General features: G+C 66.5%; 22 protein-coding genes. 11 read left to right on the top strand and 11 right to left on the bottom strand.

What is annotated here, in order from left to right; all coding sequences use genetic code 11:
- Window positions 1–53: 53 nt before the first annotated feature.
- The 3 genes from VKP62_06700 to nagA form a co-directional block, all read right to left on the bottom strand.
- Window positions 54–665 (bottom strand): NYN domain-containing protein, encoded by a 612-nt coding sequence (locus VKP62_06700; protein ID MEB3196878.1) that lies wholly within the window; start codon window positions 663–665, stop codon window positions 54–56.
- Between the two features lie 102 nt (window positions 666–767).
- Window positions 768–2,153 carry an S-layer homology domain-containing protein gene (locus tag VKP62_06695; protein MEB3196877.1) on the bottom strand — a complete coding sequence of 462 codons (1,386 nt, stop codon included), beginning with the start codon at window positions 2,151–2,153 and terminating at the stop codon, window positions 768–770.
- A 191-nt stretch (window positions 2,154–2,344) separates the two neighbouring features.
- The gene (gene nagA, locus VKP62_06690) at window positions 2,345–3,529 is read right to left on the bottom strand and encodes an N-acetylglucosamine-6-phosphate deacetylase (protein MEB3196876.1); all 1,185 of its coding nucleotides are present in this window, start codon (window positions 3,527–3,529) and stop codon (window positions 2,345–2,347) included.
- A gap of 185 nt (window positions 3,530–3,714) precedes the next feature.
- Between nagA and VKP62_06685 the strand changes: the two genes are divergently transcribed.
- Both VKP62_06685 and VKP62_06680 read left to right on the top strand, forming a co-directional pair.
- Window positions 3,715–4,320 (top strand): NUDIX hydrolase, encoded by a 606-nt coding sequence (locus VKP62_06685; GenBank protein MEB3196875.1) that lies wholly within the window; start codon window positions 3,715–3,717, stop codon window positions 4,318–4,320.
- 168 nt (window positions 4,321–4,488) lie between these two features.
- Window positions 4,489–6,285, top strand: coding sequence for a M3 family oligoendopeptidase (locus VKP62_06680; GenBank protein ID MEB3196874.1), 1,797 nt, complete (start codon window positions 4,489–4,491; stop codon window positions 6,283–6,285).
- A gap of 55 nt (window positions 6,286–6,340) precedes the next feature.
- On the opposite strand, the gene VKP62_06675 is transcribed toward VKP62_06680, so the two are convergent.
- The 8 genes from VKP62_06675 to VKP62_06640 all read right to left on the bottom strand — a co-directional run bounded on the left by VKP62_06675 (window position 6,341) and on the right by VKP62_06640 (window position 16,789).
- Entirely contained in the window at window positions 6,341–6,778 is a 438-nt protein-coding gene (locus VKP62_06675; GenBank protein MEB3196873.1) for a hypothetical protein, read from the bottom strand.
- A 7-nt stretch (window positions 6,779–6,785) separates the two neighbouring features.
- Complete coding sequence (locus VKP62_06670) at window positions 6,786–8,678, bottom strand: hypothetical protein (protein MEB3196872.1); 1,893 nt, start codon at window positions 8,676–8,678, stop codon at window positions 6,786–6,788.
- A gap of 268 nt (window positions 8,679–8,946) precedes the next feature.
- Window positions 8,947–10,065, bottom strand: a complete 1,119-nt coding sequence (hppD, locus tag VKP62_06665) for a 4-hydroxyphenylpyruvate dioxygenase (GenBank protein ID MEB3196871.1) — start codon at window positions 10,063–10,065, stop codon at window positions 8,947–8,949.
- A gap of 100 nt (window positions 10,066–10,165) precedes the next feature.
- On the bottom strand, window positions 10,166–12,718 hold the full coding sequence (gene glgP / locus VKP62_06660; protein MEB3196870.1) for an alpha-glucan family phosphorylase: 2,553 nt from the start codon (window positions 12,716–12,718) through the stop codon (window positions 10,166–10,168).
- 199 nt (window positions 12,719–12,917) lie between these two features.
- Window positions 12,918–13,289 (bottom strand): hypothetical protein, encoded by a 372-nt coding sequence (locus tag VKP62_06655; GenBank protein ID MEB3196869.1) that lies wholly within the window; start codon window positions 13,287–13,289, stop codon window positions 12,918–12,920.
- A 19-nt stretch (window positions 13,290–13,308) separates the two neighbouring features.
- Window positions 13,309–14,475 (bottom strand): SpoIID/LytB domain-containing protein, encoded by a 1,167-nt coding sequence (locus VKP62_06650; protein ID MEB3196868.1) that lies wholly within the window; start codon window positions 14,473–14,475, stop codon window positions 13,309–13,311.
- Entirely contained in the window at window positions 14,472–15,335 is an 864-nt protein-coding gene (locus VKP62_06645) for a penicillin-binding transpeptidase domain-containing protein (GenBank protein ID MEB3196867.1), read from the bottom strand. The genes VKP62_06650 and VKP62_06645 overlap by 4 nt, the downstream gene beginning before the upstream one ends.
- A gap of 8 nt (window positions 15,336–15,343) precedes the next feature.
- Window positions 15,344–16,789 carry a hypothetical protein gene (locus VKP62_06640; GenBank protein MEB3196866.1) on the bottom strand — a complete coding sequence of 482 codons (1,446 nt, stop codon included), beginning with the start codon at window positions 16,787–16,789 and terminating at the stop codon, window positions 15,344–15,346.
- A 126-nt stretch (window positions 16,790–16,915) separates the two neighbouring features.
- Between VKP62_06640 and VKP62_06635 the strand changes: the two genes are divergently transcribed.
- The 9 genes from VKP62_06635 to VKP62_06595 all read left to right on the top strand — a co-directional run.
- Complete coding sequence (locus VKP62_06635) at window positions 16,916–17,839, top strand: GNAT family N-acetyltransferase (GenBank protein ID MEB3196865.1); 924 nt, start codon at window positions 16,916–16,918, stop codon at window positions 17,837–17,839.
- A gap of 125 nt (window positions 17,840–17,964) precedes the next feature.
- Window positions 17,965–19,044: a peptide chain release factor 1 gene (prfA, locus tag VKP62_06630; GenBank protein ID MEB3196864.1), complete on the top strand. Its 1,080-nt coding sequence runs from the start codon at window positions 17,965–17,967 to the stop codon at window positions 19,042–19,044.
- A gap of 229 nt (window positions 19,045–19,273) precedes the next feature.
- A complete protein-coding gene (gene prmC / locus VKP62_06625; GenBank protein ID MEB3196863.1) occupies window positions 19,274–20,137 on the top strand; it encodes a peptide chain release factor N(5)-glutamine methyltransferase in 864 nt (287 codons plus the stop codon).
- 104 nt (window positions 20,138–20,241) lie between these two features.
- Window positions 20,242–21,522, top strand: a complete 1,281-nt coding sequence (locus tag VKP62_06620; protein MEB3196862.1) for a M14 family metallopeptidase — start codon at window positions 20,242–20,244, stop codon at window positions 21,520–21,522.
- 190 nt (window positions 21,523–21,712) lie between these two features.
- Window positions 21,713–22,729, top strand: a complete 1,017-nt coding sequence (recA, locus tag VKP62_06615) for a recombinase RecA (GenBank protein MEB3196861.1) — start codon at window positions 21,713–21,715, stop codon at window positions 22,727–22,729.
- Between the two features lie 208 nt (window positions 22,730–22,937).
- Entirely contained in the window at window positions 22,938–24,554 is a 1,617-nt protein-coding gene (gene rny / locus VKP62_06610) for a ribonuclease Y (protein ID MEB3196860.1), read from the top strand.
- The gene (locus tag VKP62_06605; GenBank protein ID MEB3196859.1) at window positions 24,551–25,339 is read left to right on the top strand and encodes a TIGR00282 family metallophosphoesterase; all 789 of its coding nucleotides are present in this window, start codon (window positions 24,551–24,553) and stop codon (window positions 25,337–25,339) included. Before rny ends, VKP62_06605 begins: the two co-directional genes overlap by 4 nt.
- Before the next feature lie 138 nt (window positions 25,340–25,477).
- On the top strand, window positions 25,478–25,738 hold the full coding sequence (locus tag VKP62_06600) for a stage V sporulation protein S (GenBank protein ID MEB3196858.1): 261 nt from the start codon (window positions 25,478–25,480) through the stop codon (window positions 25,736–25,738).
- 35 nt (window positions 25,739–25,773) lie between these two features.
- Window positions 25,774–25,958, top strand: a 185-nt coding sequence (locus tag VKP62_06595) for a hypothetical protein (GenBank protein ID MEB3196857.1), incomplete at its 3' end; no start/stop codon positions are given.

Below are 25,958 nucleotides of genomic sequence, written 5' to 3'. Positions count from 1 at the left end.
GTCGCAGACCATCTGCTGAAAAATTCTAACCCGCCACGATCGCGGGCGCCACGTCAGGCCGGCGAGCGAGGTGCCCTGAGAATCTGCCGAACCTGCGTTTCGAGCAGGGGCTCGCCGGCATCACAGGCGCTGAGCCAATCAGCGTGCACATGGCCCGGCGCATAGCGCAAACTGACGTGGACACCGGCCGCCCGGGCATCCTCGACCGCGGGGAGCAGATCACTGTCGCCGGTCAGCAGCACCGCGCGCTGGATCTCTCCGCGCCAGGCCAGGCGGACGAGGTCCACCGCGATCTGCACGTCGGTCCGCTTCTGCTCGTAGAGCCAATCCCCCGGGCGACGCCCGCCCCGGCGCTCGAGACGCCCCTCCCGCAGCACCCAGCGGGGATCGCGTGCCAGAAACGCGACGAACGCCGCCCGCCGCGCGAACACAGCCTCCTCGACCGGCAGCGGGGGGTCGGAACGCCAAGGAAGGGCGTGGTAATAGAACACCCGCCAGGGCCGCACGCCGTCATTCAGCAGCGCGGGCAAGCGGCGCATATCCAAGGCCAGCGGCGCACCGCCGTGGGCCCAGGGCCCCGTGCAGAGCTTGTCGAGATAGGCGGCATCGATGAACAGGGCCGTTCGCGGCGAGCAGCCAGACGATGGGGGGACGGCAGGTTCCATCCCCCCATCGTACGGGAGCGTCGGCCCTGGCGCACAGGGGCCGGGCCGACGCTCCCTCGCGGCGCAGGGCCCGTCCGACGAGCCCGGCCGATGAGGCCGAATTCAGAAACCGAAGGCCAGGCCGACGTTCCCGCCCAAGGTGTCGAGCGTGGTGCCGGACAGCCCGGTCTGGGCCACCTGCAGATCAGCCGGCAACTGGAAGTTGTTCATGCCGAAGGTCAGGGCCATGTTGGGAGTCACGTAGTAGTCGACCCCGAACCCGTAGTTGGTCAGCAAGGTGCCACTGGTCGAAAGCGCCCCGAGCGACTGGAAATTCTGGCCCCAGCGCCCCCCGGCCAGCAGGGTCGACTGGCCCAGGTTGCCCCAGATCTCGACGTTGTCCATCGGCAGCGCGCTCACGATGCCGCCGTAAGAGCCGCCCACGTAGGTCGCCAGCGGGCTCTGGCCCGGCAGGCTGGCCCCGAGGCCGAGGTTGGCCCCGATGTAGGGAATCAGTTGCAGCCCGCCCCATTTGAGGTCACCGTAACCGAGCCGCAACTCCGAATCGAAGCCATTGTTGCCAAAGATGTCATAGCGAAAGTTTCCCACGCCTTGGAGCATCAGCGGGCCCGCATAGCCAGTCAGCATGCCCGAGACTGGAATCACCGACAGGGTGGGCGTCGTGCTCAGCACGCTGCCATAGTTCAGGGCTTGCCAGGTCAGGGCCACCGGCGCGTTGGCCCGGAATGAGGGGCGTTTTTCCACCGGTTCGGGCACCACGGGTTCCGGCACCACCACCACGGTCGGCGGTGCCTCGATCGGGCGCTGGGCCAGCGGCGCGCGCCGCATGTCGTCGAGAATCTGGGTGGCGATCGCCGCCAGCTGGTAGCGCGTGACGATTTCCTGAGGCCGGAAGGTCATGTCCTTGTAGCCCGTCATCACCTTGTAGGTGTCGACCAGCGAGGTGACGGAGGGCGGAACGCTCGGCGCCAGGTCCTTGAACAGGGGAGCGGTCATGCCGGGCTCCGCCAGGGCGATCAGGCCGTGCTGATTGGCCGCGTCCAGAAAGCGAGAAGTGGCCTCCGCGACCTGGATCCGGTTGACCGGTTGCTCCACCTGAGGGACGGCCTCCACAGCGGCCCTGAGCTCGGGAATCATGCCCTTGGCGGCGACGTTTTCCGCCGTGACCACCAGGGCCGCCAGGGCCTGATGCAACTCGGCGAACACAATCTGGCGATCGCCCCGGAACTCCCCTTCCTCCAGCGGCAACACCCCATTGGCGACAGCCACTTGCGTGGCGTGGGTGGCCCAGTGCCCGCTGGGCAGGTCCGCGATCATGGTGTCGGGGAAACTCCGAATCAGGTCAGCCCGGATCGCATTGGGTGGCGTTTCGCCGGTTTCTTTTTGGGACGCCGATCCCGAGGGCTCCTGCCCCTGGGCCCACGCCGGAGCCGGATGCGCGAAGCACGCGGCCAGGACCAGGATCAGCGCGAAGTGACGGTATGCCATGGTTTCCTCCCCATCTCACTCCCGACTCCGCGGTGACGGAGACCTCAGGAGCGTCTCGAACCCCCAACGCGGGAGGTTCTGGCTGGCCGGCCGGGGGCCGAATGGGGCCGAGTATAGGCAGGAGCAGGGCAGCCCCCAACACAGAAGTGGCCAATTCCATTTGGCGCCGTGCTGTCTCGGGGGAGCAGAGGCTAGGCCTGCCCGGCCTCGTAGACGATCCGACCACCGACCATGGTCAGGCAGCAGCGCAGGTCGGCGTCGAAGACGGCCAGGTCGGCCCGCATGTCGGGAGCAAGGTGGCCGCGGTCCGGCAGGCCGAGCGATTCGGCCGGCACCGCGGAGGCCATGGCAAACGCCTCTGCCAGGGTCGCACCGGTGTGGGCGTGTACGTGCTTCACCGCCCGGTCCAGCGTGATCACGCTACCGGCAATCGTCCCGTCCGCCAGCCGGGCCACCTGCCCATCCAGGCGGGTCGTCTGGCCGCCCAGTTCGTACTCACCCGGCGGCAGGCCGGTGCCACGGAGCGCATCGGACACCAGCAGGAGACGGCCCGGCCCCTTGCAGCGGCGGGCGATCTCCAGGCCCGCCGGGTGGACGTGATGGAGGTCGGCGATGACCTCGGCATAGAGGTCATCACACACGAGGGCGGCCCCCAGCACCCCGGGCTCGCGGTGATGAAAGCCCCGCTGGGCGTTGCAGAGGTGGGTCACCCGGCTGGCCCCGGCCGCCACGGCGGCCAGCACCTGATCATGAGTCGCATCCGAGTGGCCCACCGAGACCACCACCCCATCGGCCACCAGGGTCTCGATCAGCGCCAGGGCTCCCGGCAGTTCGGGCGCGAGGGTCACCAGGGCGATCGCCTCGCGATGCTCGCGAAGCAGGGCCCGCAACCCCGGATCGTCGGGCGGACGCAACCACTCGGCGGGTTGCGCGCCCTTGAAACGCGGCGCCAGAAAATTCGATTCGAGGTGAGCGCCCAACACCAGCGCGCCAGGCCAGTCGGCCGCCGGGTTCCGGGCCAGCGCCTGGGCCTCCGCCACGGTGCGCAAGGTGGCCGCCAGCGCCTCGGGGGCGCAGGCCACCGTGGTCGGCAGCCACGACGTCACGCCGTAGCGCACCAACGCCTGGGCCATACGGGCCAAAGCCGGCATCGTCGCATCGGCGACATCGTCATGCCCCATGCCGTGAATGTGCGTCTCGATCAGGCCAGGCACCAGCCAGTGCCCCGCGAGGTCCCGCACCTGGCCCTGAGGCTCGCCGCCGATGGCCACGATGCGACCGGCGGCCACCGCCAGCGGTTCCTGACGCCAGGCACCGGCCGGGTCGAGCCAGCGAGCGCCAACCAACCAGACCGGGGCGGAGGGATGACAGGACATGCAACGCCTTTCAAGCAGCCCCCTCACGTCCACCAGCGAGGCGGGTTCTGCAGGATAACCAGCCCAGCGCCGCCGGTCAACGCCGGGGCGAACGGGCGAAACGCTGTGTGCGCGGCACGGAGCCAACCGTGGGACGTGCTAAGATGGTCGCGCTCAGAAGCTGACAAGCTCGCTCGGAGGCTCCCATGCTCGCGGAAGACAACCCCTGGGTGCGGCACGGCTCACGGACGGTCTTCGAGAATCCGTGGCTGCGGGTCCGGGAGGACGAGGTCACCCGGCCCGATGGACAGCCGGGCACCTACGGGGTGGTGGAATTCAAGAACCGCGCCATCGGCGTCGTTCCCGTCACGACCGAGGGGGACACGTTTCTGGTGGGCCAGTGGCGCTATCCGCTGGGTTGCTACTCCTGGGAGATCCCGGAAGGCGGTGGGCCTTTGCAGGAATCTCCCCTGGCAGCCGCTCAGCGCGAACTGCGGGAGGAAACGGGCCTGACGGCGCAACGCTGGACCTACCTGGGCGAATTTTCCCTGTCCAATTCCTGCACCGATGAGTTGGGCTGCATCTTCCTGGCCGAGGAACTGACGCAAGGGGAAGCCGCCCCGGAAGGCACAGAACGCCTTGCGATCCGGCGTCTTCCATTGGCTGAAGCGCACGAGATGGCCATGCGTGGAGAAATTGCCGACGCCGTGGCCGTGATCGGTCTGGCCCGTGCCTGGCGTCACCTCCAATGCCCGGTGCGCCCGGTTACCCGCAGTTTCCCAGGCCTGGGTGAGCCTTTTTCCGGCCCCTGATCGGCGCGGGCGTCCCGGCCCTGGCCGATTGTTGGGGCGAGAGGTCTCCGCGCGGGATGCTTGGAGACGCGGCGGGATGCTTGGAGGCGTGGCGTGATGACACCAACAGCCCAGGCCGCACCGACGAGGGTATGCTCGACACCGTGCCGGCCGTTCGGAGGTCCTCCCATGTCCACCCTTTCGTCGCCCCCAGAGCAGCTCAGATGGGACCTCGGGCATCTGTATGCCAGCAAGGATGACCCGGCCCTGCAGGCCGATCTGGCCGCGATGCGCCGCGAGGCGGAGGCGCTGCGGCAGGAATACCTCGGCCGGGTCGCGCTTTTGACTCCCGGCGAGCTGCTGCGCTTGCTTCAGCGCTATGAAGCCTGGAGCGGCCGAATCAGCCAGCTCGGTGCTTTCGCGTCGCTGACGTTCTCCGAAAATTCCCAGGACGAGGCGGGCAAGGCCTTGTACGCCAAGGTGCGCACGGCATTGACCGAGGCCCACGCCGATCTGCAATTCATCGAGATCGAACTGCAAGCCACGCCCGAGGCGCATTTCGCCGCCCACCTGCGGGCCGGTGACCTCCATCTCTATCACTACTACCTCGAACGCGTCCGACGCCACGCCCCTCATACCTTGAGTGACGCGGAGGAACGCCTCTGTGCGATCAAGAACACCACCGGGGTGCAAGCCTGGACGCAGCTCTACGTGGAGATCACGGCCAACATGAAGGTCGAGGTGGGCACCCCGGAAGCCAGTCGCCTGGTGACGATCGCCGAGGCACGGGCCCTGCGCAGCGGACCGGACCGAGACATGCGGCAGCGTGCCAGCGCTGGTCTGTTCCGGGCGCATCAGGATCAGGCCCACGTGCTGACCTACATCTTCAACACCGTCTTCGAGGACCATCGCCAGAGCATCGCGATGCGGCACTTCCAGGACCCGATGGCCCCGACCTTGCTGGAAGAAGACCTGGCGCCCGAGGTGGTCGAAGCCTTGATGGCGACCACGGAGGCCCACTACGGACTGGCTCAGCGTTACTATCGCACCAAGGCGAAGGTCCTCGGCATTCCCGACTTCGCCACCCACGACGTCCTCGCGCCCTACAGCGCCCAGGAGGAACACGTACCGTTTGCCGAGGGGCAGGCGATCGTCCTCGACGCCCTGCAACGTTTTTCCCCTCGCCACGCCAACCTGGCGAGGGCCTTCTTCGAGGGTCGCTACATCGATGTGCCGCCCGCTCCGGGCAAGCAGGGGGGAGCCTTCTGCTCCGGGATGTCACCGGGACTTCATCCGTATGTACTGCTGAACTACACCCACACGCTTCAGGATGTCCTGACCTTGGCGCATGAGCTGGGCCACGGCATCCACTTCCTGCTGGCCGGCCAGGCGCAGACCTTGCTGAACTACTACCCGATCACCCCGCTGGCCGAGACGGCCTCCACGTTTGCGGAACTCGTGACGCTGAACCGCCTGCTCGAGGAAGCGCGCGATCCGGCCGTGCGACTCCAGTTGCTGGCCACCCGCGTCGAGGATGCCATTTCAACGGTCATGCGGCAGGTGATGTTCACGCGCTGGGAGCAGCGCGCCCACGCCTTGCGTCGCGACGGCGTGGTCTCGACCGAGCAGTATTCTGCCCTGTGGGGAGAACTGAACCGGGCCCTGTACGGCGACGTGGTGCAGACCCAAGCTCACGACCAGTGGGGCTGGATCACCATCCCCCACCTGGTTAAGTACCGATTTTACTGTTACTCGTATGCCTTCGGGCAACTGCTGGTCTATGCGCTGTATCAGATGTACCAGGAGCAGGGGGAAGCCTTCGTGCCGAAACTTGACACCCTGCTCGCGGCCGGCGGCTCTGCGCCCGCCACGGTCCTGCTGGACCGCATTGGCATCGATATCCGCGACCCAGCGTTCTGGGAGAAGGGCTTCGCGCTGGTCACGCGCATGCTCGAAGAATACGAGGAGGCGGCCCGGAGCGTCTAATTGCGACGGCCGAGTCAGGCAGCTGGGCCCGAACGCCTCGGGCGCCGCTGCCGGGTCATCCCCCGACGCGCAGATCGACCAGCTGGAACGCCAACACATCCCCCAGAACCGGGGCATCCAGCAATACACCCAAACCCTCCGGCCCCTTGACGATCAGGCCGGCCAGCGTGTCCAACCCGGCGCGGTCGAGTTCAAAGGTCAGGGTCATGGGCGTCTCCCCCGGCAGCTTCTCAATGATGCCGGGATCCAGTTCGAAGCTGGCCACGCGCGCGAGCACGTCGGCCACCGGAGCCAGCTGAGCCGCCCGAGCGGTGAGCGCGGCCTGCACCTCCCGCACTCGCCCCTCCTTGCCGACGGCCACCCGCAAGTGCCCAGGCGCAGGACCGGCAGCCGTGATGACCGGCACGAGGCTGAACGGCAAGAGATAGGCCGTCGCCCCGCTGGTCAAGTCCCGCTCGGTCTGGACCGTGATGTGCCCGTGGTTGGTCAGCATGGCGGGTTCAGATCCTTGTCTCTTGCTGATGGCCGAGGGTGGCCTGCCCACTCACGCGAAGTTTGCCGAGCAGGGAAACCTGTCCAGCGGCGCCCAGCGACAGTTCCTCGCGCTGGATCGCCTTGATGTCTCCCTGCCGGAGCAGGAAGCGGTCCTTGGCAATGCCCGCTTTCAGAATGGTGCCGGCGGCCCTGGCGAGTTCATCCGGTCGACCGCTCGTCAGTTGCTCCTTGAACTGGGCGAGCACCTCCGGACGGAGAGAAAAGTTGATCTCGACCGTGTCGGCGGTGCCCATCTTGAGAATGGCGCCATCATCCAGGGGACGACCGTAGAGGTCTTCCAGGGTTGTCCGAAGCGCCAGAAACTCCTGCCGCGTCACGGTTTGGCGAACGTGAACGCCCGACAGCTCGCCCGACCGGCTAAACTCGAAAGCCAGCGAGCGGTTGCCCTGAAACCCGGCACCACCGGCCAGTGGGGCCACTTGGGCGCTGCCCTTGAGGCGCCCCTCAACCGAAATGGAGACGGTCCGAGTGCCCGTGCGCAGGTTCTGCTCGACGGCCTGTTCCACGCGCCCTCCCAGGTCGGCCGCGAGGTTGACGAGGCTCTCGTTCAAGACCTCCTTGGCCGCATCCACGGCCTGGTCCGCCACCGCCGAGCGCGCCTGCTGCGCGAGCCGCGCCGCGCCCCCCACAGGTTCGTCAGAGGGGCTGGGAGGCGCTTCGGACGCGGCGGAGGGAGGCGTCTTTCTGGACTTGTCCACGCTGTCCAGGCCCATCGCCAGCCGCGCCCGAGCCGACGCGGCCAGGTACAGGCCGCCGGAGCCGGAGATCGATTCCAGTTGCACCGCGGCCCGCCGCAGGCCTTGTTGGGTCTGTTCAGGACTCAACTGCTGCGTGAGGGCGTCGGCGCCTGGCAGTTGCGCGAGCGCCGCACGGCCGGCCAGTTGCTTCATCACGGCGGTCAGCCCGACCATCTGGTCGGCTCGCTCGGGGTCGAATTGCAGCTTGATCTCGACGCGGCCGGTGAGGCCCGCCTCCGCCTCGGCTTCCGCCTCCGCATGCACCCCCAGTGTCTCCTGGCCCAGCTTGACCCCCAGCGAAATACCGACACTGGCAGAATAGGCAGCGGCCGTTCGATTGTCCGCCATCAGAGAAACCTCCAGCCGCGTCGCCGGCTGTCCGGTGCGCGGGTCCAGCACCGGTTGGTTGTTCTCATCGAGCGCCGAAACCCGCTTGAGGCGGAGGGTGCCCCCCCGATCCAGCTTGATGTTGGGCGCTCCAACCAGTTCAGTCGGCAGGGTGACCCCGGCCTCGACCTTCAGGTCGACCGACTCCCCCATCCCCAGACGACGGGTCAGGACGGGCCCCAGCGCCCCCACGCCGGCATCTGGAAACTGGTCGTCCGCACCGAGCACGCTGCGGTCCAGCAGCGGATCGATCGCCTGTCGGTAGAAGACCGTTCCCCCAACGCCGACGCCGTCGCGCACCGAATCCCACAGGTCCTGCCCAGCGCGCCGCGAGGCACGCACCTCCTCGATCCCGGCTTCCACGGCGTTAACCCCGGCGCGGGCCAGTTCCCCGGCGCCGCGGGCGGCCTGAGCCGCCGTGGTCGCGAGCTCCGTGACGGAGGCCTGAACCTGGGACGCCTTTTCCGTCGCCCAGGCAGAGAGCCGGTCCGATGCCGCGGGCGCGGGGGCCGGCGTTTCCGGAATGGCCAGGGCCTCGAGGTTGACGGGGTTGAGGCGCGCCGTTCCGGGACGGGCGCGGGCCTGGGAGGCATCGCGCGAACCGGCTTCCTCGCGGCCGGGCGGCGGCGTGCCGGCACCCGCCATGGAGCCGTCGGGCAAGCGAACGTGGGGGCTGAGCGGCGCCGTGCCTGGCTTGTTGATGGGGCCCGTCATCGGGTCGGTACCTCGTGCTCACGCGTGACGGCGGACCCACAGTCAGCCGCCCCCCAGCTCACCTCGGAAGGCCTTGTCGGCTCGCCCCGCAGCGAGCCTGTCTGAATTCACGATCATTTTACACAGACGGCCAGGAAAGACCGGCTGCCCTTCATCTGAACTTAAGGGCAGCCGGCGGTCAGCATTGCGAAGATCGCGCGGCGGAGCGAGCGACCCCACGCTTGACGGGGCCTGATCGGTGGAAGCGCAGGACGAGCGGACGGCCCCCTCAGAGGGTGCCGCGTCGCGCCTGTTCCGCTTCGATCGCTTCAAACAGGGCCTTGAAATTGCCCTTGCCGAAGCTGTCGCTGCCTTTGCGCTGGATGATCTCAAAAAAGAGCGTCGGGCGGTCGGTCATCGGCTTGGTGAAGATCTGCAGCAAGTAGCCCTTCTCATCGCGGTCGACCAGGATGCCCAGGGGCTTCAGGGCTTCGATGTCCTCCTTGAAATCGATCCCTTCGAGCCGTTCGGCCAACTGGTCGTAATAGGACGCCGGCGGTTCCAGGAACTCGACGCCTGCCAGCTTCAAGCGGGCCACGGTGCCGACGATGTCAGCGGTGGTCAAGGCCAGATGCTGGACCCCCGGCCCACGATAAAAATCGATGTACTCTTCGATCTGGGAACGTTTCTTGCCCTCGGCCGGCTCATTGATGGGCATCTTGATGTTCTCGGCCGGGTTCGCCACCACCACCGACCGCAAGGCGGTGAACTCGGTGGAAATGTCCTTGTCGTCGAATGACACGAAGGGATGAAAACCAAAGACCTCCACGTATTGTTGAACCCAGTGGTTCATCTCATTCCAGCCCACGTTCCCGACCACATGGTCGATCCGCCCGAGCCCTCCTGGGGTCGGCTCGTGGGGCGCACGCGCCTCGTAGCCGGGCAAGAACACCCCGGCATAGTCCTCGCGGCCAATCAGGCTATGGATGGTATCGCCATAGGTGGCCACCGCCGCACGCCGAAGCGAACCGCCAGGGCCTTCGAACGACTGAGGGGCCTCGACCGAGCGGGCGCCGCGCGCCAGCAGGGCCGCGTGGGCCCCGTCCACGTCGCGAACGCGGAAGGCCACGTCCCGCACCCCGTCACCGTGCAATCGCACATGGTCGGCCACCGGCCCTTCAGGGCCCAGCGGACACGTCATCACGAGGATGATGTCATTTTGCCGGAGCACGTAACTGGCCCGGTCCTTGACGCCCGTCTCCGGCCCCGCGTAGGCTACCACGCGGAAACCGAAGGCGTGGCAGTAAAAGTAAGCCGCCTGCTTGGCATTGCCCACCCAGAATTCGACATGGTCGATTCCCTGCAGTTCGACCGCCTGTTTGGCCAGCTGGCCCGATGTGGCCTCCACGTTGAGATCCCTCCACACTCTTGTGCGGCAAGCCAGGCGTCGTTGCCTGGCCTGCCATGGCGTTGAACGCGCGCGGATGGCGCCTTCCGCGCGCCCCGGTTCAGGCCCAGCGCACCAGGCCGAGTTCCTGAGGATGCAGCATCCCCGGATGCGAGGGCAGCACCCGCACCCCATAGATGTACGAGCCACCCCGCTCAGGCGAGAAGGCCCCCTTGAACACCATCGAGCCATCCGCCGCGGTCTCACAGAGCGACATCGGAACGACGCGCACATCGGTCACGGCGCCCCCCTGTTCCCGCCCCTGATACAGTTGCACCGAGAGATACTGGGCCCCGATTCCGCCCCCCTTGACCCGGGCGGACAGGTCGATCGGTTCCCCGACCTGAACCTTCTCGAGTTCCAGTGGCTGAACCTCCACGTGCACCTGATGCCAGTGGAAGCCAATGCCGGTTTTCCAATCAGCAAAGTGCTTGGCGGTGGCGAAACTGTCGCCGGCCAGGCGCGCTCCGTGGTCGATTGCCGGAATGTACAGATTCCGCACGTAATCCTGGACCATGCGATGGGTCGAGTAGCGCGGGGTCAAGGTGGCGATCGCATCCTTCACGCGCGCCAGCCAGCCGTGCGGAATGCCATCGGCATCGCGGTCATAAAACAGGGGAACGATCTCGTTCTCGAGCGTGTGATAGAACGACAGCGCATCGGCCTCGTCCTGCTCATCCGGGTCCGCGAATTCGCGTTCCTCGCCAATGGCCCAGCCATTGACGCCATTGTAGCCTTCACACCACCAACCATCGAGCACCGAAAAGTTGAGACAGCCATTCGCCGCAGCCTTCTCGCCGCTCGTGCCCGACGCTTCGAGGGGGCGCCGCGGGTTGTTCAACCAGACGTCGCAGCCCTGCACCAGATGACGCGCGACGTTCATGTCGTAGTCTTCGACAAACAGCACACGGCAGGAGAAATTGAGGTCCTTGGCATAGCGCACCACGGCCTGGATGAACTCCTTGCCCGGCATGTCAGCCGGATGGGCCTTGCCCGAGAAGATCAGCTGAACCGGGCGGTCGGGGTCGTTCAGGATGGCCGCCAGGCGCGCCACGTCGCGGAAGATCAAGGTGGCGCGCTTGTATGTGGCGAAGCGACGCGCAAAACCGATCGTCAGGGCATCCGGATCGAACATCGTGTCAGCCTCGAGCACGCGCGACACGCTGTCGCCCACGCGCACCCGATAGACCCGAGCACGTTGCCGCAGGAAGCCAATCATCTTTTGCTTCAAGGAGCGACGAACCGCCCACACCTCCGCGTCGGGAAGGGTCCGGATTGCCTCCCAACGCGGGGCATCTGCCAGCGTATCCCGCCAATCAGGGCCGACCGAACGGCTAAACAGCCCGCGCCATTCGGGCGCGATCCAGGTTTCGGTGTGGATGCCGTTGGTGATCGAACCGATCGGCACCTCATCCGCCGGAACGCCCGGCCAGAGGTCCTGCCACATCTTGCGAGAAACCACGCCGTGCAGAGCCGACACCCCGTTGGCCTGCCGCGACAGGCGCAGGGCCAGCACGGAGAGCGAGAACATCCCCTGGCCACCGTGCGCATCGTGGCGAGCCAGCGACAGGAACTCCTCGCGTCCGATGCCCAGCTGCGGATAGAACCGGCTGAAGTACTTTTCCACGAGTTGGAAGGAGAACGCGTCGTTGCCGGCCGGAACCGGGGTGTGGGTCGTGAAGATGGTGTTGGCCGCCACTGCTTCCAGCGCCTCGTTGTAGGACAGGCCCTGCTGCTGCACCAGCTCGCGAATCCGCTCCAGCCCCAGGAAGGCCGAGTGGCCTTCATTCATGTGCCAGGCGGCCGGTTCGATGCCCAGCGCCCGCAAGGCGCGCACGCCCCCGATGCCAAGGATGATTTCCTGCGCAATGCGCATGTCATGGTCGCCGCCGTACAGTTGGGCACTGAAACGGCGGTCTTCCGGGGTGTTGCGATCGATGTCGGTGTCGAGCAGGTAGACCGCAATGCGCCCCACCGACACCTTCCAGACCTTCGCAGAAACCAGGCGGCCCGGCAGCTCGACCTGAATCACGACGTCCTGACCGTCCGCGCCCCGCGCCGGGACAATCGGCAGTTCGGAGAAATTGAGCTTGTCGTAGAGCGCCTCCTGCATGCCATCGGCGCGGAGTTGCTGACGGAAGTAGCCTTGGTTGTAAAGCAATCCCACGGCCACGAAAGGGATGTCGAGGTTGCTACTGGACTTGCAGTGGTCACCGGACAGGATCCCGAGGCCGCCGGAATAGATAGGTAGCGCTTCGTGCAGGCCAAACTCGGCCGAGAAATAGGCCACGGTCTTGCCCACGTAGGCTGGATAGGTGGTTCGGAACCAGGTCTCGCGGTTGTCGATGTAGGCTCGGAAGGCCGACAGAACGGCATCGTAGGCCGCCAGATAGGCCTCATCGTGGGAGGCCTGATCGAGACGGCGTTGCTCGATCTCGCTGAGCAGACGAACCGGGTTGTGGTAGACCCGCTGCCAGAGGGCCTCGTCCAGCCGGCTGAAAAGCGCTTGAGCTTCAGGATTCCAGACCCACCACACGTTGACGGCCAGCTCTCTCAAACCGTCGATGCGAGCAGGAAGCACGGGAAAAACAGACACACGACCAAGCAGACGCAAGCGAGGGGCTCCTTATATGAAAATGAAGGACATGTCCGGGTGAACGTCAGTAATAACGGGCATGCTAACACGCAGCCCGCGTGGGGTCAGCCCCCCGCCCCTGGGAAGGGCCCTCGAGCGGCGCCAGGCCTGATTCTCAGAAAATGACGCTCGGCTGTTGCAGGCCGGCGCCTGCGGCAAGAGAAAAGCCGGCCCAGGCTCAGTCGTCGGATTCCAGCACCGCAGCCGCCCGGTCGACGGCATACTCCCGCAAGAACTCGGGCAAGCGCTGAAGCGCCTCTCCCCAGCCGATGCGGCCCCGGGTCGCATCGGTGAGGGCAGCCTCATAGTGGCCTTCCAGCAGCGCCCGGTAGACCGCGGGGAACGCGGGCGCCAGTTGTTCGACCATCAGGTAACCCGCCTCCAGAAAAGCCGCCCCGTCCATGTAGACGCGAAACACCGGACTTGCGTCGTTGCTTTCCCCATCGATGGTGGCCTGAAGAATTTCTCCAGCCTCATCGAGCCTTTCCAGAAAGGCCTGGAGGGCATCCGGGGCAATCCCGGCAAGGTTCGGAGCGGCGTCCTCAGTCATGGTCGTGTGTCTCCCTCTGTCACAGGCCCGGAGGACCCTCATCCGCCCAGGATGGTACCACGCTCCTTTGCCCCCGCACGAGCCTCCAATGGGCGCTGCGTGTGCCAGGGAAATAGGCGTCCAGAATGCGCGCAAACGACCAGCCGCTGCGGGCTCGCGCACTCGCTCCAGCCTGGCACAGCCCCACCCCGTGGCCCAGCCCCTGCCCGGTGAACTGCCAGCCCTCCGATGTTGGATTCAGGTCGAAGCGCAAGCTGGCCCAGCCCGGCCAGGGCAGGGTTGGCCCCAGCCGCGGCCAGACCTCCCGCGCGAGGGCCACGCGAGGCGCGTGGCCGGCCCAACGAAGCGTACGCACCCGCCCGTCCGGCTCCCGCGCATCGACCGAGAGTTGCACAAGGCTCTCCCCCGGGCCCAGCAATCCCCCGGAACGCCAGAGGGCCTCCGCATGGTCCCGCGGCAGCGTCAGGCGCCACGGCCCGGGCGCACCTTCGCACCAGGCGCGCCCGTCGGGCCGCGTGTCCCGGCCGCCGAGCAGGTAAGGCACGGCCGTCCCGCCAAAGGCGGCCTGGGCCGACGCCCCGTGGCCACCACAACTGGCGTGCCACACGGTGAGGGCCGGTTGGCCGTCCCAGGTGCGCACGACGTGCGCGCTGGCGGCCAGGGCACGCGTGACCCAGCGCGCTGGTAGGAGTGTCCCCCGAAAACGCTGACAGTGAGTCGCATCGCAGAGCCAGGCCGCCTCATGGCGCGGATGTCGACTCGCCCGCCACGTGAAACTGCGCACGCAGACGGCTTGCGCAGCCAGAGCGGCAGCCGGGGCGTCCGCCGTGATCTCGGCTGGCAGCACACCGGCCACATAGTCCTCCAGAGGCAAGCGCACCTTCACCCGCAGGTTGCCTCCCTGGTCTGACACCTCCCAGTCGCCACGCAGCGTCACCACGCGTCCGGCCGCGCGCAGACGCCAGGGCCCGTCCCCCTCTCCCTGCCAGCGCGCGGCCGCTGTGGCCTCGCCCTTCAAGCCGACACTGCCGGCGCGACATTCCAGGGCGGTCGAGCGACTGGCCTGAAAACGCCGCGTGACGAGACTGGAGCGCAGGCGCCAGTCTCTCAGAGCCGCCACCTCCAGCGCGGCCGGGCGTTCGTGCGCAAACAGCAGCAGTTCGACCTGGGCGGACAGGCCGTTCATGGGGTTCCTCGCGCGGCCCAGCGGGCAAAGACCTGTCCGGCCAGTGGCGCCGCATCGCCAAACCCGGAGGCATCCCCCAATCGAACGGCCAGCGCAAGCGTAGGCGCTCGCCCCCCGGCCACGCGGCCAAAGCCGACGAACCATCCCCACGTCCGGTTCGAGCCATCCAGGTAGGTCGCGGTTCCGCTCTTGCCATACACCAACAAGCCCGCTCGGCCGGCCGCCCGCGCGCTTCCCCGGGTGCTCGCCAGGCGCATCCCGGCCAGCAGACGCTCCCGCGTGCGCGCGCCGAGCCCCAGAGGGGAAAGCGATGCCACCGGCTGGTGCCAGCTCGGCTCGAAGCGCCGCCCGTCCTCCCGCGACAGTGCAGCCGCAAAGGCAGCCAGCGTCCAGGGGGTGGCAGACCACTGCGCACCTTCCCCGATCCAGGCCTCCAGACGAGGCGCCACGGCCTGCTTCGCGGGCAGGAAGCCAACCCGTTGGCCCCAGCGACGAACCGCGGGTTCGCCCAGTTCACGTCCCAAGCCGGCGAAATAGACGTTGCAAGACAGCGCCAGGGCCTCCTCCAGCCCCAGCTGGCCGTGGCCGCTGGGAAGCCAGCAACGCAGCGCAGGCCCGGGCGAAACGTCAGCGAGCACCCCCTGGCAGCGACGCGTGGTCCCGGCAGTGGCGGCCGGTTGCAGGGCGGCCAGGGCGATCGCCAGCTTGAACAGCGAGCCGGGTGGCGTCGGTTGGCGTGCCGCGCCCGGGTTCACCACCGCGCGCAACAAGCCGGTCTCCGCCGAGACACTGACCAGGGTGCCCTGGCGACCCGCCATGAGCTGGACCACATCCCGCTGGAAGGCGGGGAGGTCCGGCACGTTCGCGTTCATGCCGCCGCGCCGCCACGCCCTCCGGCCCACTGCCTGAGCCGCCAGGCGAGCGCAACGAACGCCAGCAGCGCCATCCCACTGACAGCCACCGTCAGGCGGCTCTCCCGGGTGGCGTGCTGGACCGCCACCAACCACGGCGCCGCCAGCAGGGCCGCCAGCACCTCGAGCAGCAGCCAATGTCCCAACGGCAGGGCTTCGGCGGGCTCATCAGGCGCTTCGCCCGGACCGGCCAGCAGCGCCAGGGCACTCGCCCAGAGGCCCATCAAACACGCCGCCACGGCTTCCAGATGCAACCAGTAGCCCAGGCCGGCGGGCAACAGGGCGCTCAGCGCAAGGCCAAGCGCACGGGCCCCGGTCGACGTCCGGCGGTGGAGCAGGGCCACCGCCAGCGGGACCAGCAAGGCTCCCGCGAGCAGCCCCGCCGTCGCGTAAGGGTGGGTCAGATCGACACCATAGCCATCCAAAGCGGTTCGCTCGAGCAAGAGCTGGAGCCAGACGCGTGCGCTGAAGGTCGCCACCAGCCAGCCCAGAGCGGCCCCGAGGAGGCCCGGCAAGCCCCCCGCCGCCCCGGTCAGGGCCAGTCCCAGACCGGCCGATGCCACGCCCTGCATGCCGGCCAGGCGGGAGGTCACCACCAGCAGCAGGCCGCCCAGCCACAGCAAGGCCCAGGCGGGGGCCAGAGGCTGACGCCAGGCGGCGGCCTGAAGCATCCTCGGGCCCAGAGCGCCCAGCGCGGCCCCCGCGAGCAGCGCAAAGCACCAGACCAGGGGCACCCGCAGCGCACCATACAGGAAGCAGACCGCCAGGCCCAGCAGCAGCAGCGGAGCAGCCCGACGCAGGGCGACCGGTGCGTGGGCGCGCAGGCCTTCCATCAAGACGGCGACGGCCGCCAAGGTGGCGACCGACGCCCATACCGACGCCGACGCACCGCCCAGGCGATCGCCCCAGGCCCCCCAGACGGCCAGGGCAGACCCCACGCCCACCGGGCCGGTCAGCGGATTCCCAAGACCGGTGAGGCGCTCCCACAGCAAGTGCCAGAGGCTTCCGGCGACCAGGCCGATGGCGAAGTTGGCCGCGGCGACCGGTGGCACCGCCAACCACACCGGAATCGGCCAGAGTAGCAACCCGCATCCCAGGTAGCCGATCGCGGCCTGCGGGGCTCCACGGCGCGAGCGCTCACTCCAGCCCCACACCATCCCCGCCCCGAGCAAGGCCCCCAGCACTGGCGGCAAGGCCCGCTCGGCCTCACCAAAAATCAACCAGAGGAGCGGAAGCAGCAGCACCAACGTGGCGAAGGAAACACGTGCGGAGGCCGGGGCTGCTTGCGGGATGGCCTCAGGCGCTTTCCGCCAGCCGAGCTGGCAGGCCGCCAAGCCGAGCAGGGCGCAGGCGATCGCCACGGGCTCCAGTGGAATGGCGGCGACGGTCCAGTTGGCGTTCACGGCGTCTCCCTGTCCTGTTGGCGACGGTTCCCTCCACCCGAGCGGAGTCAACGGTCCGCAGGGCCTGGTGACCAGACCTGGCGGGGGGGCGGTTGTGATATCATACACAACGAAAGCCACTCTCTCATGCCCCTGAAAGTACGCTCGTTCCAGCCATCGGACGGGATGACGCTCTGCTCTCGGTTCGCGTCCGAAACGCGACCGCTGTGGTTCAGGCTCCCGCCCGCTTATCGCATCGACGCCCTCTGTGAAGCCCCCGAAGGCCTCACCCTGAAAGTGCTGGAAACTTCTCCAGAATCGGCCGTTGGCCTGATTGCGATCGATGAGCGCACCGCCACCCCGACCCTGGTCGGCCCGTTGCTCTGGGCCGACCAGCTCGCGGATCTTTATGGCCACGCCTTGCTGACGGCCGCCTTGCAGTGGGCGGCGGCAGAACGGCTCGAGCAGCTTCACTTGAAAGTCGATCTGGACGACGACCACATCCTGGGCTTCTTCCTGAACCAGGGCTTCAAACTGTCAGGCGAGCGCGAGTACCTGCTGTCAGCTGCACGGGGCAGCATCCCGGCGCCCGAGGCGCCCGACGGCGTGCGGGTCGGCCTGAGCCCGGACATGCTGTCAAGCGATTACCTGGCCCTCTATGGGGAAATCGGAACCGAGCTGGGCTGGCGCGAACGGCTCGACTGGAGCCGCCCGGCGGTATTCGAACACCTCCAGCGCCCGGACGTCTTGCTGTTCGCGGCCCGCACCGGCAGCACCTATCTCGGCTTTGCGGAACTGGTCGTACGCGAGACCAGCGGGGCTGAGCTGATCCTGTTCGGGGTGCGCCCGGCTTTTCGGGGCCGTGGCATCGCGACGGCCTTGCTGTCTCACGTCCTGTGGCATTGCACGGAACTGCTGGGGCACGACCGCGTCTGGTTCACGACCCAATCTGAAGACGGCGGGCGCCTGCGCTTCACGCCGGCCCGGCACGCGCTGCGCCAGGAACGGGTGCTCATCCAGCTGGAGAAGCGTCTGATTGAGGTGCCGTCGGGCCGGTACGCGCCAGGCTGACAGCGACGTTTGGAGGAGACACGGGCCTGCGACGCAGGTGACATCGCGCGCCGGGAGCGAGGTGGGCGCATCGCGTGCTATCATGAGCGTTCTGGCCGCACCCCCGAGGCGAAGGAAAGCCGCTCATGGAAGCCAAACTGCGCGAAGTTGAGCACAAGTTTCATGAACTGACCGAGCTTCTGAGTGATCCGGCGGTGCTGGCAGACCAGGACCGGTTGATGAAGTTCGCCCGCGCCCGCGCCGAACTGGAAGAGACGGTGACGACCTACCATGAATGGCAGCGGGTTACCCAGGAACTCAAAGACGCCAAGTCAATGCTCCAGACCGAAACCGACGTGGAACTGCGGGAGCTGGCAGCGGCGGAAGTGGACGACCTGACGGTCCGCGAAACGGCCCTGGGTGAGCGGCTGCAGATCTTGTTGCTGCCGAAAGACCCCAACGACGATCGCAACATCCTGGTGGAAATCCGGGGGGGAGCGGGTGGTGACGAATCCAACCTGTTCGCCGCGGACCTGCTGCGTATGTTCACCCGCTACGCAGACCGGCGCGGCTGGCGAGCCGAACTCCTGAACTTGCAGGAAACGGAGCTGGGCGGGGTCAAGGAAGCCGTGCTCTCGATCAAGGGCGAGGGCGTGTACCGCCAGATGAAATACGAGTCCGGCGTCCATCGGGTTCAGCGCGTGCCGGTGACCGAGGCGCAGGGGCGGATTCATACCTCGACGGCCACTGTGGCGATCATGCCCGAAGCCGAGGAAGTCGACGTGGAGATCAACCCCAAGGATCTGCAAATCGACACCTTCCGCTCAGGCGGCGCCGGTGGACAGAACGTGAACAAGGTCGAAACCGCCGTGCGGATCACCCACCTGCCCACCGGCGTGGTGGTGGCCTGCCAGGAGGAGCGCTCGCAGTTGCAAAACCGCATGAAAGCCATGGCCATGCTGCGCACCAAGTTGCTCGACGCGATGACGGAGAAGGCGGCCAGCGAGCGGTCAGACCTACGCCGCAGCCAGGTCGGCACGGGCGACCGCTCGGAGCGGATCCGAACCTACAACTTTCCGGAAAACCGGGTCACGGACCATCGGATCAAGGTCACCCTGCACAAACTCGATCAGATCCTGGCCGGCGACCTCGATGAGTTGCTGGGCGAATTGATCGCGTTTGATCAGCGCGCGCGGCTCGAAAAACTCACCGCCCAATCCGCCTGACGATCCGCTCCGTTGGGGAGGGAGCAGTGGTGGCTCCCCCGCAAGCGGTTCGCCCCTCCTGGCTCTCCCTCCCCCAGCCCGTGGCAGCGGGGCAATCTTTGGGGGGCCATGCAAAGGCCGCCCAAGGCAGCGGGTACAAAGCCCACACCCTGGCCGGGCCCCCCAGGCGACATCGTTCAAGTCGAGAGAAGGAAAGACGGCCCGCCTCTCTCCGTTCGAGGTACTTCGCTTGCCCACCATCGGTGACGCCCTCTATCAGTCATCGCGACAACTGCTCGATGCCGGCATCGACACGGGCTCCCTGGAAGCCTCCCTGCTGCTCGGTCGCGCCACCGGCCTGGACCGCCTGCGTCTGATCAATCGCACCGCCGAGGAACTGGAAGAGCCGGCCTGGCGATGCTTCCAAGGCCTGCTCGCACGTCGCCTGCAGCGTGAACCACTTCAGTACATCCTGGGAGAGACGGAGTTTCTTGGGCTCAACTTCCTGGTCAGCCCAGCGGTTTTGATCCCGCGTCCCGACACGGAGACCTTGGTGGAGTCGATCCTCGATCTCGAGGAGGAGGGCGGCTCATCCCTGCCCGTGCTGGCGGCGGACATCGGCACAGGAAGCGGGGCGATCGCCATCAGCCTGGCCAAATCCCTCCCCTACATGCGCGTGATCGCGTCGGACATCTCCTCGGAGGCGATCGCCGTGGCTCGCGAAAATGCCAGTCGCCTCGATGCGGCCGAGCAGATCGAGTTCCGGCACGGCGACGGCCTGTCGGTGCTGCGGGAGCCCGTACGCTATCTGATCAGCAACCCGCCTTACATCGCAGAAGCGGATATCCCCGGCCTGGAACCCGAGGTGCGAGACCACGAACCGATCGCGGCATTGACCCCAGGCGAGGACGCGCTGCGCTGGTATCGCGTGTTTGCGAGAGAAGGAGCCACGTACGTGGAACCGGGAGGTTGGCTGGCGGTCGAGGTCGGCGCAGGGCAGGCCGTCCAGGTGGTGGCGGAAGTCGAAGCCAGCGGTTTCTGGGGCCCTGCGGTGGTGCGCGCCGACCTGAGTGGCATCGAACGGGTCGTGCTGGCCCAGCGCTTGCATCAATAAAACCCTAAATACACCCTAACTTAAACAAAAGACAAACAAGTCACCAGGGCTGACGGGCGATAATCGGAGGGTCTACTCCCCGCCCGCCCGAGGTTTTTCCACGCATGGCGCATTCTTCCCGTCTCGTCCCACTCGCAGCCCGGATGCTCGCGGCGACCGTCTTGCTGATGGGGGGCCTGTCGGCCTGCCGTGGCGCGGGCCTCGTGCCCCTGGCCTCCGCGGTCACGACGGCCCAGGGGGAATCGCTTTACGTGCGCTTGGATTACCGCTCCCCTGCCGAACTGCAAGCAGCGGTGGCGGGCGGCCTCGACTTGTTCGGCGCCGAAATGGACCAGCAGCGGGCGTTTGGCCGAATTTCAGCCGAAAACCTGAAACGCTTGCAGGCCCAGAAATTGCGCCTGACCATCGAACCGGCCAATGCCCCCGGCATGGGCGTGCGGAACCAGTTCGACCGGGGCTACCGAACCTACGCCCAGCTCACCAGCGAGCTTCAATCCCTGGCCGCCAAGCATCCGGAGATCATGCAGCTGAAGAGCGCGGGGCCGTCTTGGGAGACCACCCAAGGCAAGGCGGACCGCCAGCTGTGGACCGTCCGCATCACCGGACCCGGCGACGCGTCGAAACGCCCTGCCGTGGCCTTCACCGCCAACGTGCACGCGCGAGAGCTGGTCCCCGTCGAACTGGCCATGCGGCTCATTCAGGACCTGCTGACAGGGTACGCGTCCGGCGGTGAGGTCAAGCAATTGCTGGACACCCGCGTGGTCTACGTGATGCCGATGGCCAACCCCGATGGCCACGTTCGGGCCGAGGCCGGGGCTGACTGGCGGAAAAACACCCACGCCTTCGACGTTGGCATGGGCGTCGATCTGAATCGCAATTTTCCCTTCAAGTGGGGCTTCGACAACGGCGGTTCGAGTGACTCGCCACGGTCGGACACCTACCAGGGTCCTGCTCCCGCTTCCGAACCGGAGACGCAGGCCATCAAGGCCTTTCTGTCGGGGATTCCCAACCTCAAGATCGGGATGGACTACCACAGCTACTCGAACCTCGTGATGTGGCCGTGGGGTTGGACCGCGTCGCCGGCCCCCGATGCTCCAATGCTTGAAACCATCGGCCGCAAGCTGGCCAGTTTCAACCGTTACAAGCCCATTCAGGCCAGCTCGCTGTACCCCACCTGCGGCACAATCCGCGACTTCGTCTACGGTGAACTGCACGTGCCCTACTTCACCACCGAGATCGGAGGACGCATGGACGGCTTCGATCCGCCCTTCAAGCGGGCCCAGGAACTGATCGGAGAGAACCGAGCGGGGGCCATGTACCTGCTCTCGATCGCGGACAACCCTGCCCAGGTGTTGCAAACGACCACCAAGCGCCGCGCGCGCTGAAGCATTGAGGACCTGAAAGCCCTCCTGGAGCGCTGCCTCTGCCCTGGGCAAGGGCAGAGGCAGCAACCATCTGCCGGCCGGCCGAACCGTCAGGTTTGCAGGCGACCTCGCGCGGCCTCTGGAGGACCGGAGGCACGTGGTAGCATGGGCCTGTCCTCCCATTTGCTTCGCATCAGGAGCCGCACCGCCCATGGATAAGAACCGCCAGATTGCGCTGGACACGGCCCTGTCCGCCATCGAAAAGCAGTTTGGTAAGGGCGCCATCATGAGGCTGGGAGACGCGGCGGCCATGCGGGTGGAGACAATTTCCACCGGCGCGTTGGCCTTGGACCTGGCCCTGGGGGTGGGCGGCCTGCCCAAAGGCCGCATCATCGAAATCTATGGACCGGAATCCGGTGGCAAGACGACCCTGGCCCTGCACGTGGTGGCGGAATCCCAGAAAGCGGGGGGGACCGCTGCGTTCGTCGACGTGGAACACGCCCTTGACCCTCGCTACGCCGAGGCCATCGGGGTCGATATCAACAACCTGCTGGTCAGCCAGCCAGACACCGGCGAGCAAGCCTTGGAGATCACCGAGGCCCTGGTCCGCTCCGGCGCGGTCGATGTGATCGTGGTGGACTCCGTGGCCGCCCTGGTGCCCCAGGCGGAGATCGAAGGGGATATGGGCGACAGCCACGTCGGACTGCAAGCCCGGCTGATGAGTCAGGCCCTGAGAAAACTCACGGCCGCCATCGGGCGGAGCCGCAGCACGGTGGTCTTCATCAACCAGATCCGGGAAAAAATCGGCGTCATGTATGGCAACCCGGAAACCACGCCGGGCGGTCGCGCCCTGCGCTTCTATGCCAGCGTGCGCCTGGAGGTCCGGCGCGTCGAAACGCTGAAGCGCGACGGCAGCGAATATGGCAACCGGGTCAAGGTGAAGGTCGTGAAGAACAAGGTGTCTCCCCCGTTTCGTGTGGCGGAGTTCGACATCCTGTTCGGCGAGGGCATCTCGGCCGAAGGCAACTTGCTCGATGTGGCCGTTGAATTCGACGTGGTTCAGCGCAGTGGCGCCTGGTACTCGTACCGCTCCGAGCGCCTGGGCCAGGGGCGCGACGCGGCCCGCGAGGCCATCAAGGAAGCCCCGGAGACCGCCGAGGCGATCGCCCGTGAGGTGCGTAAGCGGGCGGGTTTGTTGGAGCCGAGCAACCCCAGCGCTCGACAATAAACGCGCCTTGAACGGTGTTCAATCCTCGGGCGGAAGGGAATAAGATCCCTGGGTGTCCAGGCCTTACCTGCGCGCCCTCCCCGCTCCCTCCAACGACTTCGCTTACGGCCGCACCGGCTCGTTCCCGATATCAAATGCCCATCGCTCGACGCTGAGCGGGGCGATGTCGCCCCGGCTTGTTGCGACCGTGGCTAGATGGGATTCTGCCTTGAATTCCGAACCCAACTACATCAATCTGGCGCTGGTGGGCTACCAGCTCATTGCGGTCGCCACGTTCATCATCGGGGCCATCTGCCTGTTTCTGGCCAACCGCAAATATCACAAGTCGAAACAGGCCCAGATGGCAGGGGAGAACGCCCGGCTCGCGGCGGTCGCGGAAGCGGACCGCATGAAGGGCGAGGCCCTGCTCGAGAACGAGCGAGAACGGCAGCGCGCGCTGGCGGAAGTGGAGGCCCAGGCCGCCAAAAAAGAGGAAGCCATCGGGCTCGAACGACAGGAGCTGAAGCGCAACGAACAGCGCCTCCAAAGTAAAGAAGAAGCGCTTGAACGGAAGCAAGAGGCGCTGGCCCAGCGCGAAGGAATCCTCCGGGAACGGGAACATCGGCTGGATGACCGCGAGCGGGAGTTTGAGGAATCCTTGAGCGGCCGCCAGGCAGCCCTCGACGAACAGTGGACGCGGGCGCTGGCCGAACTCGAAAGACTCAGTGGTCTGTCTCGAGAGGCGGCCCGGCAAGAACTGCTGAAACGGCTGGAGGACGAACTGCGACACGAATCGGGGGTGATGATCCGCGAAGCCGAGGCGCAAGCCCGCGAAATGGCTGACAAGAAAGCGCGGGAGATCATCACGACCTCGATTCAACGCTGCGCGGTCGATCACACGGTGGATGCCACCGTCACGGTCGTCTCCCTTCCCAGCGACGAGATGAAAGGCCGCATCATCGGGCGAGAGGGACGCAACATCCGAGCCATTGAAGCGGCGACAGGCATCGACCTGATCATCGACGACACGCCTGAGGCGGTCATCCTGTCGAGTTTTGACCCCGTTCGCAGGGAGGTGGCGAGGCTCGCGCTGGAACGTCTGATCGCGGATGGCCGCATTCACCCGACACGCATCGACGAACTGGTGGAGAAGGCCCGGGAAGAAGTCGACCAGAAAATTCGTGAAGATGGTGAAAATGCCGCGATCGAGGCTCAGATACAGGGCCTTCATCCCGAGCTGATCCGGGTGCTGGGGCGCTTGCGGTTTCGCACCTCTTACGGCCAGAACGTCTTGCGTCATTCCATCGAAGTCGCCCACATCGCGGCCTCGATGGCAGCGGAACTGGGGGCTGACATTCACCTGGCTCGCCGGGCAGGTCTGCTGCACGACATCGGCAAAGCCCTCTCTCACGAGGTCGAGGGGCCGCACGCGCTGGTGGGCGGCGATCTGTGCCGTCGCCACGGCGAAAACCCCCGGGTGGTCAATGCCGTCTCGGCCCACCATCTGGACGTGCCCCAAGAAACGGTCGAGGCCGTGCTGGTCCAGGTGGCGGATGCCATCTCGGCCGCCCGGCCAGGCGCCAGGCGAGACACCATCGACATCTACATCAAGCGCCTCGAGAAACTCGAACGCATCGCCAAATCATTCCACGGGGTGGAACGCTCCTACGCCGTGCAGGCGGGACGGGAGATCCGCATCGTGGTCCAACCCCAACTGGTCGATGACACCCAATCGGCCGTCCTGGCGCGCGACATCGCCAAGAAGATCGAGGGCGAACTGGAATACCCCGGGCAGATCAAAGTGACGGTCGTGCGGGAAACCCGCGTCACCGAGTACGCCAAGTGAGCGCCGCCTTCCTGGATGTTCTGTTCATTGGCGACATCGTCGGAAGACCGGGTCGGGATGCAGTAGCACAGACCCTGCAAGATATGCGCAGGGCCGACATCCCCGACCTGATCGTGGCGAATGCTGAAAATGCGGCAGGCGGCTTCGGCCTCACGGAGCCCGTCTGCCAGGAACTGGTCGATCTGGGGATTCAGGTTCTGACCATGGGCAATCACACCTGGGACAAGGCTGAGATCTTCGGGTTCATCGGGGAGCAACGGCGTTTGCTGCGCCCAGCCAACTACCCCGAAGGGACCCCGGGGCGCGGCTGGACCCTGCTGGAGGTGGCAGGGGTCCAGGTGGCCGTCGTGAACGTGATGGGCCGCGCCTTCATGCCGCCCGTGGATTGTCCCTTCGTCTGCCTCGATCGGGTGATAGCGGAAATCGCCGGCCAGGCACAAGTGATCCTGGTCGACGTGCATGCGGAGGCAACGGCGGAGAAAATCGCCCTCGCCCGCTACGTGGATGGCCGGGTCAGCGCCTGCCTGGGTACCCACACGCACGTGCAAACTGCGGACGAGACGATTCTGGCTGGCGGAACGGCTTTCCTCAGTGACGTCGGCATGTGTGGCCCCCGTGACGCCGTCATCGGGGTGAAGACCGAGTTGGCCATCCGCAAGATGAAGACCCCATTCCCCACCAAGCTCGAGGTGGCCTCCGGTCCCAGTCAGTTCAATGCGGTGCGGCTCCGCGTAGACACCCGGACAGGCCATAGTGTCGCGATTGAACGCTTGAACTACCGCTGAGGGTGGGCTATCATGAAACTTAAAAACCTTCAATACCGCATCCCGCTTTAAATTGGCCCTCCTGTCACCTGGTGCCACACCCCATCTCTCCAGGTCACATACCCAGCTCTCATCGTCGCCGCATCTCTGGAGGCCCCCGTGGACGTCCTCAAAGTTTCCGCAAAGTCCAATCCCAGTTCCGTGGCCGGGGCCCTGGCCGGGGTCCTGAGAGAGCATGGGAAGGCGGAGATGCAGGCCATTGGTGCGGGGGCGCTGAACCAGGCGGTCAAGGCGATCGCGATCGCCCGCGGTTACGTGGCGCCGAGTGGGATGGACCTGGTCTGCGTGCCAGCCTTCATTGACATCCAGATCGATGGCGAAGAACGCACAGCCATCAAGTTGATTGTCGAGCCTCGTTGATTCCCCGAACCAAGGCCCCCGGTAATGGTGCGTCCGTGACCCCTTTGACGGAACAAGACGGTAACAACGCGCGCTGGCTCGACTGGTTACTGGCCCTCGCGGTGGCTCTGGCCTACACGGCCCTGGCCCTGCCCGGTCTGGCAGAACCGGCCAAGCCGATCTTCGACGAAATCCTCCACGTGTTCGCCGCCAACGATTGGCTGCGCGACATGCCGATGTC

The sequence above is a fragment of the Candidatus Sericytochromatia bacterium genome, from assembly GCA_035285325.1.
GTDB lineage: Bacteria > Cyanobacteriota > Sericytochromatia > S15B-MN24 > JAQBPE01 > JAYKJB01.
The sequence above is the reverse complement of the archived record's forward strand: the minus strand, read 5'-3'. Positions and strand labels throughout refer to the sequence as shown.

What these genes read in the sequence shown, in the direction of transcription:
- prfA (MEB3196864.1), top strand. Translation starts at nt 17,965, where the DNA reads ATGGAAGCCAAACTGCGCGAAGTTGAGCACAAGTTTCATGAACTGACC.
- VKP62_06635 (MEB3196865.1), top strand. Translation starts at nt 16,916, where the DNA reads ATGCCCCTGAAAGTACGCTCGTTCCAGCCATCGGACGGGATGACGCTC.
- recA (MEB3196861.1), top strand. Translation starts at nt 21,713, where the DNA reads ATGGATAAGAACCGCCAGATTGCGCTGGACACGGCCCTGTCCGCCATC.
- VKP62_06670 (MEB3196872.1), bottom strand. Translation starts at nt 8,678, where the DNA reads ATGACGGGCCCCATCAACAAGCCAGGCACGGCGCCGCTCAGCCCCCAC.
- VKP62_06685 (MEB3196875.1), top strand. Translation starts at nt 3,715, where the DNA reads ATGCTCGCGGAAGACAACCCCTGGGTGCGGCACGGCTCACGGACGGTC.
- VKP62_06650 (MEB3196868.1), bottom strand. Translation starts at nt 14,475, where the DNA reads ATGAACGGCCTGTCCGCCCAGGTCGAACTGCTGCTGTTTGCGCACGAA.
- nagA (MEB3196876.1), bottom strand. Translation starts at nt 3,529, where the DNA reads ATGTCCTGTCATCCCTCCGCCCCGGTCTGGTTGGTTGGCGCTCGCTGG.
- VKP62_06680 (MEB3196874.1), top strand. Translation starts at nt 4,489, where the DNA reads ATGTCCACCCTTTCGTCGCCCCCAGAGCAGCTCAGATGGGACCTCGGG.
- VKP62_06695 (MEB3196877.1), bottom strand. Translation starts at nt 2,153, where the DNA reads ATGGCATACCGTCACTTCGCGCTGATCCTGGTCCTGGCCGCGTGCTTC.
- VKP62_06620 (MEB3196862.1), top strand. Translation starts at nt 20,242, where the DNA reads ATGGCGCATTCTTCCCGTCTCGTCCCACTCGCAGCCCGGATGCTCGCG.
- VKP62_06675 (MEB3196873.1), bottom strand. Translation starts at nt 6,778, where the DNA reads ATGCTGACCAACCACGGGCACATCACGGTCCAGACCGAGCGGGACTTG.
- VKP62_06700 (MEB3196878.1), bottom strand. Translation starts at nt 665, where the DNA reads ATGGAACCTGCCGTCCCCCCATCGTCTGGCTGCTCGCCGCGAACGGCC.
- VKP62_06655 (MEB3196869.1), bottom strand. Translation starts at nt 13,289, where the DNA reads ATGACTGAGGACGCCGCTCCGAACCTTGCCGGGATTGCCCCGGATGCC.